Source organism: Streptomyces sp. NPDC001904, assembly GCF_040297005.1.
GTDB lineage: Bacteria > Actinomycetota > Actinomycetes > Streptomycetales > Streptomycetaceae > Streptomyces.
This window is the reverse complement of record NZ_JBEOYI010000016.1, coordinates 75,234-88,665: the sequence shown is the minus strand read 5'-3', so window position 1 is coordinate 88,665 and position 13,432 is coordinate 75,234. Positions and strand designations below refer to the sequence as shown.

The 13,432-nt window shown below is 73.1% G+C and carries 7 protein-coding genes; 5 read left to right on the top strand and 2 right to left on the bottom strand.

Annotated features, from left to right (window positions below):
* Positions 1 to 309 precede the first annotated feature (309 nt).
* Positions 310 to 1,545, bottom strand: a complete 1,236-nt coding sequence (locus tag ABT127_RS24240) for a serine/threonine-protein kinase (protein WP_351453715.1) — start codon at positions 1,543 to 1,545, stop codon at positions 310 to 312.
* Positions 1,546 to 1,657: 112 nt separating this feature from the next.
* Positions 1,658 to 3,289, bottom strand: coding sequence for a serine/threonine-protein kinase (locus ABT127_RS24235; protein ID WP_351453712.1), 1,632 nt, complete (start codon positions 3,287 to 3,289; stop codon positions 1,658 to 1,660).
* 390 nt (positions 3,290 to 3,679) lie between these two features.
* Between ABT127_RS24235 and ABT127_RS24230 the strand changes: the two genes are divergently transcribed.
* From ABT127_RS24230 to ABT127_RS24210, 5 genes are all read left to right on the top strand, one after another.
* Positions 3,680 to 6,796 carry an FHA domain-containing protein gene (locus ABT127_RS24230; protein ID WP_351453710.1) on the top strand — a complete coding sequence of 1,039 codons (3,117 nt, stop codon included), beginning with the start codon at positions 3,680 to 3,682 and terminating at the stop codon, positions 6,794 to 6,796.
* Between the two features lie 523 nt (positions 6,797 to 7,319).
* Positions 7,320 to 8,696, top strand: coding sequence for an ABC transporter substrate-binding protein (locus tag ABT127_RS24225; protein ID WP_351453707.1), 1,377 nt, complete (start codon positions 7,320 to 7,322; stop codon positions 8,694 to 8,696).
* 130 nt (positions 8,697 to 8,826) lie between these two features.
* The gene (locus tag ABT127_RS24220) at positions 8,827 to 10,155 is read left to right on the top strand and encodes a carbohydrate ABC transporter permease (protein WP_351453961.1); all 1,329 of its coding nucleotides are present in this window, start codon (positions 8,827 to 8,829) and stop codon (positions 10,153 to 10,155) included.
* Positions 10,152 to 11,033: a carbohydrate ABC transporter permease gene (locus tag ABT127_RS24215; protein ID WP_351453704.1), complete on the top strand. Its 882-nt coding sequence runs from the start codon at positions 10,152 to 10,154 to the stop codon at positions 11,031 to 11,033. The genes ABT127_RS24220 and ABT127_RS24215 overlap by 4 nt, the downstream gene beginning before the upstream one ends.
* A 159-nt stretch (positions 11,034 to 11,192) precedes the next feature.
* Positions 11,193 to 13,400 carry a bifunctional glycosyltransferase/CDP-glycerol:glycerophosphate glycerophosphotransferase gene (locus ABT127_RS24210; RefSeq protein ID WP_351453701.1) on the top strand — a complete coding sequence of 736 codons (2,208 nt, stop codon included), beginning with the start codon at positions 11,193 to 11,195 and terminating at the stop codon, positions 13,398 to 13,400.
* The last annotated feature ends 32 nt before the right edge of the window (positions 13,401 to 13,432 follow it).

Here is a 13,432-nt window from a genome sequence, read left to right as displayed (position 1 = left end):
TGCCCGGTGGCCGCTTCTCGCGCCGTTTCCCGCGCCCCTGGGTCGCACTTCACCCGCGGCCCGGTGGCCGCTTCTCGCGCCGTTTCCCGCGCCCCTGGGTCGCACTTCACCCGCGGCCCGGTGGCCGCTTCTCGCGCCGTTTCCCGCGCCCCTGAGGCGTGCGCTGACGCGCAGCCTCTCCCTCGCGCACCTTGCCCGAGAGGCTGCGGCGCGCGTCTCTTGATGAGATGGCGCACGCAGTGCGCATCTCAGGGGCGCGGGGAACTGCGCGACCAGCCCCCACCGGAGCCGCGGGTGGGAACGGTGGGGCTACGGCTCGGCCGGGGCCGAGTTCTGGTGGTCCGACGGGGGGCGGTCGTCCCCTCCGGAGGAGACGGCCCAGATGCCGCCGCCCACCACCGCCACCAGAACGACCCCGGCCACCCCCAGAGTGATCCGGCGCCGTCGCGCGGAGTGCCGGTTGCGGGCGGAGCCGGGCCGCGGGGCACCCGAGGCGCGCGGGGCACGGGCGGTGCCGCGGGCGCCGCCGGCCAGCTCGTCCGGCGCCGGGACCCTCATCGACGTATGGGTGTCGCGGTTGGAGTCGGCCGAGGCCGTCCCCGGCACCAGCGGCACGGCCCCGCGCCGGGGCCGCTCCACCGCCACCGGCTCCTCGTCCGGCGCCTGCGGCTCCTCGGCGTCCTGCTCGGCGTCGGGCTCGTCGACGTCGAGCGGCGCCATCCCGGCCAGGAACGGCTGCAGCTCACGCAGCCTGGCGGCCATCTCCGAGGCCCGCAGCCGGGAGGCCGGCGCCTTGGCGAGGCACTGGATGAGCAGCTGCCACAGCTCGTCGGGGATGCCGGGCAGCGGGACGACGGTCTCCGTGACGTGGCGGCGCAGGATCGCCCCGGGATGCCCGCCGCCGAAGGGCGTGAAGCCCGCCAGAAGCTCGTACAGGACCGTGGCGAGGGCGTATATGTCGACGGCGGCGCGCGGCGGCAGGCCCTCGACGATCTCGGGGGCGAGATAGTCCGGGGTGCCGATGATCTTCGTCGCCTTGGTGCGGCGCGGGGTGTCGATCAGCTTGGCGATGCCGAAGTCGGTGAGGAGCGCCGGGTGCGCGCCGCCGGGGCCGAGCGGGCCCTGCATGTCGAGCAGGATGTTCTCGGGCTTCACGTCGCGGTGCACGATGCCGGCGCCGTGCGCGGCGGCCAGCGCGTCGGCGACGTCGGCGGCGATGGCGACGGCGGCCTCGGGGGCGAGCCGCCGCTCGCGCTCCAGGCGGGTGCGCAGGTCGGTGCCGCGGACGAGGTCCATGACCAGCGCCAGGTCGTTGCCGTCGACGACCAGGTCGTGAACACCGACCACGCGCGCGTGGTCGAGGCTCAGCAGGGCGGTGCGCTCCTGGACGAAGCGGCCGACCAGCTCCTGGTCGGAGGCGAGATCCTCGCGCAGCAGTTTGATGGCGACAGGACCCTCGGGTCCCTCGCCCAGCCACACGGTGCCCGCACTGCCACGCCCCAGGATCTGGTGGGCGGTGTACCGGCTGCCGATTTTCCGTGCCAAGACTGCTCCTACAGACGCGTGTTGGCGCCCAAGCTACGCGGCCCGGACGCCAACCAACGCATCAGAGCGGGAAATCACCCGCCGGATGTCGACAAATCTCCAACATCGCAGTTCAGTTGCCGGTTTTGCTCCCCAGATCGCCGATCCAGTCGCTCACGGTCGAGAACCAGTCGGACAGCTGGGCCCAGTAGCCCTTGCCGGTGCCGATCCAGTCCTGGAGCGGAGTGAATTCCCAGACCAGCCAGCTCACCACGAAGAGGATCACGATCATGAAAAGGCAGCCCTTGAGGCAGCCGAGACCGGGGATCTTCATCGGGTTGGCGCTGCGCTGGCGCGGCTCGCGCGGCGGCCGAGACTGCTGGGGCGGCGGCTGCGGCGGCGCGTAGTGCTGGGGCTGCTGCGGCTGCTGCCTGGGCTGCTGGGGCTGCTGCGGCTGCGGGGTCGAGCGCGGCGCCTGGCGCTGCTGCCGGGGCGCGTAGTTCTGCTGGCGCGGCTGCTGCTGGGGCTGCTGGACCTGGCGCTGCGGACGGCGGCGCAGCGGGTCCTCGTTCGGGTCGAGGTACTGGACCTGCGTCTGCTCGTTGCGGTCGCGGGCCGCGCGCAGCTGGTTCTGCCACGGGTGCGGGTCGTCGGAGTCGCCGCCCGGCGGATTCTGCGGGACCGGCGGCATGACGGCCGTCGGGTCGGCCGCGCCGTACTGGCCCCCCTGGTTGCCCTGCTGCTGCATGACGCTCGTCGCAGCGTTCGGATCGACCTGACCGAAACCGGACGCGTTGTTCGGCAGTACCTGGGTGGGGTCGGCGGCGCCCGGAACGTCCGGGACCTGTGCCGGGTCCGGGTCGGGCATCAGGAGCGCGCCCACGCCGTCGGCGGCGGCGATCTGCGCGCTGTTGGCGTGCACGCCGATGCCCTCGGCGACGGTGCGCAGACCGCGCGCGAGGTTCTCCGCGCTGGGCCGCTCGTCCGGGTTCTTGCGCAGGCAGCGCTCGATGACCGTCCACAGCGGGTCGGGCACGGTGGAGGGGCGGCGCGGCTCGGCGCTGAGGTGCTGGTGGAGCACTTCGAGGGCGGAGCCGCCGGAGAACGGCGGGCGCCCGGTCACGAGCTCGTACAGCAGGATGCCCGCGCCGTAGATGTCGACCGCGCTGGTCTGCGGGCGGCCCTCGGCGGACTCGGGCGCGACGTACGCGGGCGTGCCCACGAACTCGTGGGTGCGGGTCAGCCCCGGGGAGTCGGCCAGGCGCGCGATGCCGAAGTCGGTGAGCATCGGGTGCATGCCACCGGCGTCCTGCTTGAGCAGCACGTTCGCGGGCTTCAGGTCGCGGTGCACGACGCCGTCGGCGTGGCTCGCGGCGAGCGCGTCGGCGACCTGCGCGGTCAGCAGCGCGGCCGCGACCGGCGAGAACGGGCCGTTCTCGCGCAGATAGCGGTGCAGGTCGGGACCGTCGATCAGGTCCATGACCAGGGCCAGCAGTTCGCCCTCGACGACCAGGTCACGCGTGCGGACGATGTTCGGGTGCGTGAGCCTGAGCAGGACGGAGCGCTCCCTGAGGAAGCGCATCACCACGTCCGCGTCGTTGGCCAGTTCCTCCTTGAGAACCTTGATCGCAACGGTCTCGCCGGGCTGACCGGCGACGGCCGCCTCGGCGCCCGCGGTCTCGCGCTGGCGGGCTCGCCAGACGGTGCCCGTGGCGCCGCGTCCGAGCGGCTCCTCGAGCAGGTACTTGCTGCCTACCGGCCGCACGTCATGCGCTCCCTGCTTGGCTTGCGTTCTGTGTTCCGACCCACTGTAGTGGCGCCGCACGAGGTGCAGGCTGTCGATCTTCCTTGACCACTCATACCCGTGTTCGACGGACAGACTTCGTCGGAAAGACGCATTTCCGGGTCGCGCGGTTGCCGGGCGGGGTCGTGAGCGATCTCAACCGGACGTCCGGCGGCGACAGAGCAGGCACTTTTGCGGGCAGAGCCGACCAATCAAGATCACTTACGGGTGGGGGGCGGGCGAAGTGTCAGTGGCAGGTGCGAGGATGCCTCTCAGCACTGGCTGACGTGCCCGTGGCGGCGGGGGAATCTGCGGTGGGGACCGCGGGCGTCCCTGGCCCGGGTGCCCGCGCAGAAGGGACCGCTGGCGGCGATGCAGATCCGGCTTACCGTCATGGCCTCCGTCGAGGCCGCAGCATCCCCGGCCCGCGACCTCCTGGTCACAGCGCCCGCGGGCACCGCGCTCGCCGCCGTGCTCTCCGGCCTCGTCGCGGCCGCCGCGGGCGGCGACGCCCCCTCCTCCGTGCTGTACGCGGGCCATGAGCGGCTCGATCCCCAGCGCTGCCTGCTGGGCGAGCCGCCGCTGACCGACGGCGCGGTGCTCTCGCTCGGCGGCCCCGCCGATCCCGGCCCCGATCCCGACTCGGCGGCGGCCCGGCTCCACGTGGTGGCGGGGCCGGACGCGGGCGGTGTCCATCTGCTGCACGGCGGCCAGATCCGCATCGGCCGCTCCGCGGACGCCGACGTCAGCCTGGACGACCCGGACGTGTCACGGCTGCACTGCGCGGTGACGCTCGACCCCGACGGCCGGGTCACGGTGGCGGACCTGGGATCGACGAACGGGACGACGCTGGAGGGCCGCCCCCTGGACGAGCGGCCCGTGCCCCTCTCCCCCGGCACGCTGCTGCGCCTGGGCGAGTCGGCGCTGCGGGTCACGGCGGCGGGCGGCACGGCCCGCACGGCACCGCTGGCGACGGCGCCCGACGGCGAGGGACAGGTGCGGGTGGCGCTCGGCACGGCGGACACCCGCCGGCCCGCCGCGGGCGACGCCCCGGCCGCGCCCTCGTCGCCGGTGGTTCCCGCCGACGAGACCCGGCACGCGTACGGGGACGCGTCCTGGGGCGCCGCGGGTGACACGGCGCCCGGGGGCGCGCAGCCCGTCGTACCGGGGCAGGGCGGGGCGCCCGACGTGGAGCGGACCGGGACGGGCACACCACCGCGCGGTACGGAGCTGCCGTCCGCCCCGCGCAGGCGCGGCGGTCTGGGCCGGCTGCTGCGCCGCTCCGGACGCGACGAGGGGTACGCGAAGGCCGCGAAGGACACCGACCGGTCCGGGGACGCCGAGGACGCCGAGCACGCGATCCACGAGCCGTACGCGATGCGCGCACCGCAGCAGCCCGGCGTGCCCGCTCCCCGCAGCGGCGCCGACCCCGTTCCCGCAATGCCCGCCGCCGCCGGGACCTGGCCCGACGCCGCCACGCTGCTGCTCACCGCGCTCGGCCCCGGGCCGCGTCTGTGGGAGCGCGGGCCCGGGCACCCGGAGGCGCTGGCCGTGCGGCTGGGCACCGTCGACCGGCCGGGTCCCGGCGGGGCCGGACCGCTGCCCGCGGTCCCGGTGACGGTGGGACTGGCCGAGGCGGGGGCGCTCGGGCTCGCGGGGCCGCGGGCGCGGCTCACCGGCCTGGCCCGCGCGGTCGTGGCCCAGCTCGCGGCGCTGCACGCGCCGGACCGGCTGGAGGTCGTGCTGATCAGCACCGACCGGGCGCGGTCCGAGGCGGAGCGGATCGCCGAGTGGTCCTGGCTCGGCTGGCTGCCGCATGTGCGCCCGGCCCACGGGCAGGACTGCCGGCTGCTGCTCGCGTACGACCGGGATCAGGCGGCCGCCCGCACCGGTGAGCTGCTGCGCCGCCTGGACGACCACGCCGCGGGGCTGCGTCCGGACGCCGCCGCCGTGGTCGTCGTCGACGGCGACCCGGGGTCGGCCACGCTGCGGGAGGCCACCGTGCGGCTCGCCGCCGAGGGCGCCGCGGCCGGGATCCACGTCGTGTGCCTGGCCGAGACGCCGGCCACCACCCCGGCGTCGCCGGTCGACCAGACCTATGAGGCGGCCTGTGCGCAGAGCCCGCCCTTCCGCGCGTGCGGCGCCGTGGCACTGCTCAGCGGAGACGTGGCGACCTCGCTGCGGCTGCACCGCGCCGCGCAGGGGCAGCCCGTCGGGCACGGCACGGTCGCCACGGTGGACGCGGTGTCGCTCGCGTGGGCGGAGCGGTTCGCGCGGGCGCTCGCGCCGCTGCGCACGGAGGGTGCGGGCACGTCGGGGCTGCCCCACGCGCGCGTGTCGGCGCCGTTGCCGCAGGTCGCCCGGTTGCTGGACGAGCTGGGGCTGGCCCGGGCCACCCCCGCGTCGCTGATGGCCCGCTGGGCGGCGGCCTCGGACGATCCGGACTCCCTGGGCGGCCGCGTCGTGGCGGTGCTCGGTGCCGGGCCGCGCGGGCCGGTCGGGGTCGACCTCGCCGCGGACGGCCCGCATCTGTTCGTCGAGGGGCCCGCGGGCAGCGGCCGGACGGAGCTGTTGCGCTCGGTCGCCGCGTCGCTCGCCGCCGCCGAGCGGCCGGACCGGCTCAGCCTCGTCCTCATCGACGGGCAGGGCGGCACCGGCGGGTCGGGCGGCGCGGCGGACGGGCTGCGGGTCTGCACCGACCTGCCGCACGTCACGACCCACCTCGCGGCCAACGACCCGGTGCGGATGCGGGAGTTCGCCCAGTCGCTGAGCACCGAGCTGAAGCGGCGGGCCGAGTTGATAGGGCGTACGCACTTCACCGAGTGGCACACCCAGCGCACCGTCGCCGGGCGGCTCGTCCCCCAGCGCAGCGCGCCCGCGTCCGGGTCCGGGGCTGGGGCCGAGGATCTGGACACGGCGCCGAGTTCCACGATGCCCACGATGCGGCTGCGGACCGGCGCGGCGCGGGAGAAGGCGGAGGCGGCGCCGCCGTTGCCGCGGCTCGTGGTGGTCGTCGACGATCTGGACGCGCTGCTGGCGCCGCCGTTGGGGTCGCCGGGGCGGCCCGCCGCGGGGTCCGTGGTGCGGGCGCTGGAGGCCGTGGCGCGGGACGGGGAGCGGCTCGGGGTGCATCTCGTCGCGGCGTTCGCCTCCGGCGGGGCCGTCGGGTGGGCCGCGCGGCCCCGGGTGGTGCTCGATGCCGTGCGCAGTGGCGGGGTCGAGGATCCGGCGCCGGGGCGTGGGCGGTTGTTCGCTGCCGATGGGCGGGATGTGGGCCTGCAGTCGGGTCGGGTCACCGGTCGTATTCCGCGCACGGCGACCCTGCGGCCCACCGTGGTCGTTCTGGACTGGGCCCGCATGGGGGATCCTCCGGACCGCCGCCCGGTCCGGGAGCTGGGCAACGGGCCGACGGATCTGGCCCTGCTGGCCAGCGCCCTGGAGCGGGCCGCGCGGTCCGTCTCCGCGCAGGAGGTCCCGTCCCTGCTGTAGCGGGCCCCCCTCGTCGCCGCTCGTCTGCCCGCCGGTGGAGCTTCTCGCGCAGTTCCCCGCGCCCCTGAGCAGTCCTTCAAGCGCGCCACCGTCGTGGCTGGCCGCGCAGTTCCCCGCGCCCCTGAGGCATGCGCTGACGCGCAGCCTCCCCTTGAGGCTGCGCTTCGCGCGCCTCCCCGTCAGAGGCCTCCCCCCTCCCGTCCGAGGCCGCGGCCCTCGATGAGATGCCGCACGAAGTGCGCATCTCAGGGGCGCGGGGAACTGCGCGAGAAGCGGCCACCGGGCCGCGGGCGAACGACGGCCCGACAGAGGCGCGGGGAACCTCGCGACCAGCCACGACGACACCCGCACCCGGGAACACGCCCGCGCCCCCGGCATCACGACCCCGTCACGATCACCCCCGCGGAGCGACCGGCACCCTTGCCGGTTCTCCCTGGTGGGGCGTAGACCAGAGCGCACGAACAAGCCAGAAGTACAGCGCTCAGTACGGACGTTCAGCCTTCAGGACGAGAACGGGGCAGTGATGCGCAGCACTCTTCGGACACCCACCTTTCGCCGAGCAGCCGTGGCCCTGGCCGTGGGCTCATTGACCCTCGCGCTCACCTCGTGCGGCGGCGACGACAACAGCGACGAGCCGAGCGGGAAGGACGGGAAGGACACGGCGTCCTCCGGCTCCTCCCTCCAACTGCCGAAGCTGGACGGCAAGTCGCTGGAGATCGCCGCCGTGTGGACCGGTGACGAGCAGAAGAACTTCAAGCAGGTGCTCGCGGAGTTCGAGAAACGGACGGGCGCGAAGGTCACGTTCGTACCTGCGCAGGACCCGATCATCAACTTCATCGGGTCGAAGGTCGCGGGCGGCTCCCCGCCCGACGTGGCGATGCTCCCGCAGCCAGGCGCGATCAAGCAGGCCGTCGACAAGAAGTGGGCGAAGCCGCTCGACAAGGACGTGCAGGCCGAACTGGCCAAGAACTACAGCCAGGGCTGGCAGGACCTCGGCAAGGTCGACGGCAAGAACTACGGCGCCTACTACAAGGCCGCCAACAAGTCGCTGATCTGGTACAACGCGGCGGTCTTCCAGAACGCGGCGGCGAAGGAACCGAAGACCTGGAAGGAGTTCCTGACCACCTGCCAGGCGCTCTACGACTCCGGGGTGACGCCGGTGTCGGTCGCCGGCGCCGACGGCTGGCCGCTCACCGACTGGTTCGAGAACATCTACCTCTCGCAGGCGGGACCGGAGAAGTACGACCAGCTCGCCGCGCACAAGATCAAGTGGACGGACCCGTCGGTCAAGCAGGCCCTGACGACGCTGGCCCAGCTGTGGGGCAAGAGCGACTACCTCGCGGGCGGCAACAAGGGCGCGGTGGGCACCGAGTTCACCAAGTCCGTCGAGCAGACCTTCACCGGCGGCGACCAGCCCAAGGGCGCCATGGTCTACGAGGGCGACTTCGTGCAGGTCAACATCCAGCAGACGAAGGCGAAGGTCGGCACGGACGCGAAGGTCTTCCCGTTCCCCGCGGTCGGCGACAAGGCGCCCGTGGTCAGCGGCGGCGACGCCGCGGTGATCTTCAAGGACTCGCCGGCGGCGCAGGCCCTGGTGAAGTTCCTGGCCTCCCCCGACGCGGCCACCATCCAGGCCAAGCTGGGCGGTTACCTCTCGCCGAACAAGAACGTGGACCTGTCCGCATACCCGAACGACGTGCAGCGCACGATCGCGAAGGCGCTCGTCGACTCCGGCGACAGCTTCCGCTTCGACATGTCGGACCAGACCCCGCAGGCGTTCGGCGGCACGCCCGGCAAGGGCGAGTGGAAGGCGCTGCAGGACTTCCTGGCGAACCCGAAGGACATCGAAGGCACCCAGAGGACCCTGGAGGCCGACGCGGTCAAGGCGTACAAGGACTGATCGGGCGATGACCACCCCGGCCGCCGGACCCGACAAGGACGGCGGCCCGGGTGCTCCCGCCGACGCACCGGCCACCACGGCCGCGTCGGCGACACCCGGGCCCGCCCCCGCCTCCCGCCGTTTCAAGAGCGTGACCGGTACCCGCAGGACCGTCGCGCTCCTCTTCCTGCTGCCCGCGCTCGTGCTGCTCGGCGCGCTCGTCGTCTACCCGATCGGGTACTCCGTCGTGCGCAGCTTCTTCAACGCCTCGGGCAGCTCGTTCATCGGCTTCGACAACTACCAGACCCTGTTCACCCGTTCCGACACCAAAGCCGCGATCAACAACAACATCTGGTGGGTGGTGCTCGCCCCGACGGTCGCCACCGCACTCGGCCTGATCTTCGCCGTGATGACCGAGCGGATCCGCTGGGGCACGGCGTTCAAGCTGGTCGTCTTCATGCCGATGGCGATCTCGATGCTGGCCGCGGGCATCATCTTCCGGCTGGTGTACGACCAGGATCCGGGCAAGGGCGCGGTGAACGCGGTGTGGACCTCGGTCCACGACACGTTCAGCTCGGCGTCCGCGTTCCCGAAGGCCCATCCGCGCGCCGACGACCCGCTCGCGGGCAGGGCGGGCGGTCCGTACCTCACCAAGGAGCCGGTGCAGGCCGGGAAGGCGTACCTGCTGCCGCTGGTCGGGGTCGCCGCCGACCAGATGCCGGACGGCGCGAAGCCCGCCGAGGCGGCGGCCGCGTCGCCGGGGAAGGTCACCGGCACGCTCTGGCAGGACTTCACGCTCGGCAAGGGCGCGGGCAAGGCCAAGGGCGTCGACCCCACCGAGGTCGGCTACCCCGGCATGCGGGTCGAGGCGGTGAAGGGCGGCAAGGTGGTGGCGTCCACGACGGCCGCCGCCGACGGCACCTTCACCCTGCCCGCCGCCGCCGACGGGGCGAAACTCCGGCTGCCCGCCGCGAACTTCAAGGAGGCGTACAACGGCGTCGACTGGCTCGGCGACAAGAAGTTCTTCACCATCCATCTGGGCGGCTTCGACCTCTACCTCAACATCGTGACGACCTCGATCATGGTCGCGTACGTGTGGATGTGGGCGGGCTTCGCGATGGTCCTCATCGGCGCCGGACTCGCCGGGATCCCCCGGGAGCTGCTCGAAGCGGCCCGGGTGGACGGGGCGACGGAGTGGCAGGTGTTCCGGCGGGTCACGGTGCCGCTCCTTGCACCGGTGCTCGCGGTCGTCCTGGTCACCCTCATGATCAACGTCCTGAAGATCTTCGACCTCGTCTACATCATCGCGCCGGGCTCCACCCAGGACGACGCCAACGTCCTGGCGCTGCAGCTGTACCTGTCGGCGTTCAACGAGAACAACGAGGGCCTGGCCAGCGCCATCGCGGTGCTCCTGCTGCTCCTCGTGATCCCGGTGATGTGGTTCAACATGCGGCGGCTGAGGCAGGAGGCGCGGCGATGACGACGGTCGACGACACGGTGCGGGCCAAGCGGTCGCTCGCGGGCCGGATCGGCGAGAAGCTCAGCGGCGGTGTGGTGCAGTTCGTGCTGCTCGTGGTCGGCGCGCTCTGGCTGGTGCCGACCGTCGGGCTGCTGCTCTCCTCGCTGCGCTCGCCGGACGACATGGCGGCGAGCGGCTGGTGGAAGGTGTTCTCCAAGCCGTCGCAGCTCACCTTCGACAGCTACACCAAACTCCTCGAGAACTCCGACATCACGACGTCCCTGGTCAACACGATCCTGATCACGGTGCCCGCGACCCTGCTGGTCATCGTGATCGGCTCGCTGGCGGGGTACGCGTTCGCGTGGATGGAGTTCCCGGGCCGCGACTGGTGGTTCCTGATCGTGGTGGGGCTGCTGGTGGTGCCGGTGCAGCTGGCCCTCGTACCGATCGCCAAGCTCTTCGGCGACATCGGCATCTTCGGCTCGGTGCTCGGCGTGGTCCTCTTCCACGTCGCGTTCGGGCTGCCGTTCGCGGTGTTCCTGCTGCGGAACTTCTTCGCGGAGATCCCGCGCGAACTGCTGGAGGCGGCGCGTCTCGACGGGGCGGGGGAACTGCGGCTGTTCGTGCGGGTGGTGATGCCGCTGGCCGCTCCGGCGATCGCCTCCCTCGGCATCTTCCAGTTCCTGTGGGTGTGGAACGACATGCTGGTGGCGCTGGTCTTCACGGACGCGGGCAGCCAGCCGATCACGGTCGCGCTGCAGACCCAGGTGCGCCAGTTCGGCAACAACGTCGACGTGCTCGGGCCCGGCGCGTTCATCTCGATGATCATTCCGCTCGCGGTGTTCTTCGCCTTCCAGCGGCACTTCGTCTCGGGCGTGATGGCGGGCGCGGTGAAGTAGCAGCTCACCGGGCGGGGTTGAGGGGCGGACCGGGGATCTCCGGGTCCGCCCGTCGGCCGTCCGCGCGCGGATCCCCCGAATGCCGCATCGTGCGTAACTTCCCTGCGTGTCGGCCGTTCCCGGGCAGAATGCCCGCGCCGACTCCCTGGATGTGCCACCTTGCCCCGGTTCAGTGTCATCGTCCCCGCGTACAAGGTGCAGGCGTATCTGCACCCGTGCCTCGCCTCGGTGCTGGAGCAGGACTTCACGGACCTCGAAGTGATCGCCGTGGACGACTGCTCACCGGACGCCTGTGGCGAGATCATCGACGAGTTCGCGGCGCGCGACGCCCGCGTCCGGGCCGTCCACCTGGACGAGAACGTGGGCCTGGGCCGCGCCCGCAACGCCGGCCTCAAGCACGCCACCGGCGACTACGTCCTCTTCCTCGACAGCGACGACACCCTCACCCCGGGCGCGCTGCGGGCGATCGCGGACCGCGTCAAGGAGACGGGCTCCCCCGACGTCCTGCTGTTCGACTACGCGCGCACCTTCTGGGACGGCCGCGAGGTCCGCAACCAGTTCGCGCACCTGCTCGCCCAGGACGGCCCGGCGCCCTTCACGCTCGCCGACCGGCCGGGCCTGCTGAAGCTGCTGATGGTGGTCTGGAACAAGGCGTACAGCAGGGAGTTCATCGAGCGCGAGGGCTTCACCTTCCCGCCCGGCTACTACGAGGACACGCCCTGGACGTACCCGGTCCTGATGGCGGCCGAGTCGCTGGCGACCCTGGACCGGGTCTGTGTGCACTACCGCCAGCGCCGCGGCGGCAACATCCTCGGCACGACCTCGCGCCGCCACTTCGACATCTTCGACCAGTACGAGCGCGTCTTCGAGTTCCTCGACCAGCACCCGGACCTGGACGCCCAGTGGCGCGCGGCGATGTTCCGCAGGATGGTCGACCACCTCTCCACGCTCTTCACCAAGCGGGGCCGGCTCCCCCGCCGCAGCCGCGCCGAGTTCCTGCGCAGGGCGCGCGGCCACTACGGGCGCTACCGCACCCCGGGCGCCCGCGTGAGCAGCCGCACCCGGCTGCGGCACGCCCTGGTCCGGCTCGGCACCCACCGCACCTACCGCGCCCTGTGGGCGGCGATGGCGGTCGGCCGGCGCCTGTCCCGCCGGCTCGCCTCGGCCCGGCGCACGCTCAGGGCCGCCGCGCTCCAGCTCCACTACCGGGTCCAGCTGCGGCTCCCGGTGCGGGAGAACGAGGCGGTGTTCGCCTCGTACTGGGGCCGCGGCCACGGCTGCAACCCGGGCGCCCTGGAGGAGGCCTTCCGCGTCCACGCCCCGCACGTGCGCACGTCGTGGATCGCGGCGCCGGAGCACCACCACACGATCCCGTCCGCCACCCGGCCGCTGACGCCGGGCACGGCCGCGTACTGGACGGCGCTCGCCCGCTCCAAGTACCTCGTGAACAACGTCAACTTCGACCGGCGCCTGGTCAAGCGCCGCGAGCAGGTCTTCGTGCAGACGCAGCACGGCACCCCGCTGAAGAAGATGGGCCTCGACCTCCAGGACCACCCGGCGGCGGCCCGCGGCACGGACTTCGCCCAGCTGCTGCGCAACGCCGACAAGTGGGACTACGTCCTGTCCAGCAACCGGCACTCCACGCTGACCTGGGAGCGGGCCTACCCGGCCGCGTACACGACCCTCGAATACGGCTACCCGCGCAACGACCGCTTCCGCACGGCGGGTCCGCAGGACACCGCCCGGCTGCGCGAGACCCTCGGCATCCCGCGCGACTCGATCGCGATCCTCTACGCCCCCACGCACCGGGACTACCGGATCACCCAGCGCCTCCCGCTGGACCTGGAGCGGATGCTGCGCACCCTGGGCCCGCGCTTCACGCTCCTCACCCGCGCGCACCACAGCTACGCGGCCCCGCTGACCGGCACCGGGGCCGGGGCCGCCCGGCTGATCGACGTGTCGGACCACCCGAGCGTCGAGACGCTCTGCCTCGCCTCGGACGCGCTGGTCACCGACTACTCGTCCCTGATGTTCGACTACGCGGCCCTGGACCGCCCGATCGTCGTCCACGCCGACGACTGGGAGGCCTACGAGGCGGCCCGCGGCACCTACTTCGACCTGCGCTCCTTCCCGCCGGGGGCGGTCGCACGGTCCGAGGACGAGCTGATCGACATCTTCGCCACGGGCCACTGGCGCGGGTCGCGCTCCGCGCAGTTGCGGGCGGCGTTCCGGGAGCGGTTCTGCCCGTACGAGGACGGGCGGGCCGGGGAGCGGGTCGTGCGGCGGGTGGTGTTCGGCGAGGAGCCGCTCGGCGCGGCGGCGGTCCCGCACCAGTCGCCGGCGTCGGCGCCCGCGCCCCGGGTCTGACCTCGTCCGCGGGCCGGTGGGAACTGCGCGAG

What these genes read in the sequence shown, in the direction of transcription:
- ABT127_RS24230 (WP_351453710.1), top strand. Translation starts at nt 3,680, where the DNA reads ATGCAGATCCGGCTTACCGTCATGGCCTCCGTCGAGGCCGCAGCATCC.
- ABT127_RS24225 (WP_351453707.1), top strand. Translation starts at nt 7,320, where the DNA reads ATGCGCAGCACTCTTCGGACACCCACCTTTCGCCGAGCAGCCGTGGCC.
- ABT127_RS24215 (WP_351453704.1), top strand. Translation starts at nt 10,152, where the DNA reads ATGACGACGGTCGACGACACGGTGCGGGCCAAGCGGTCGCTCGCGGGC.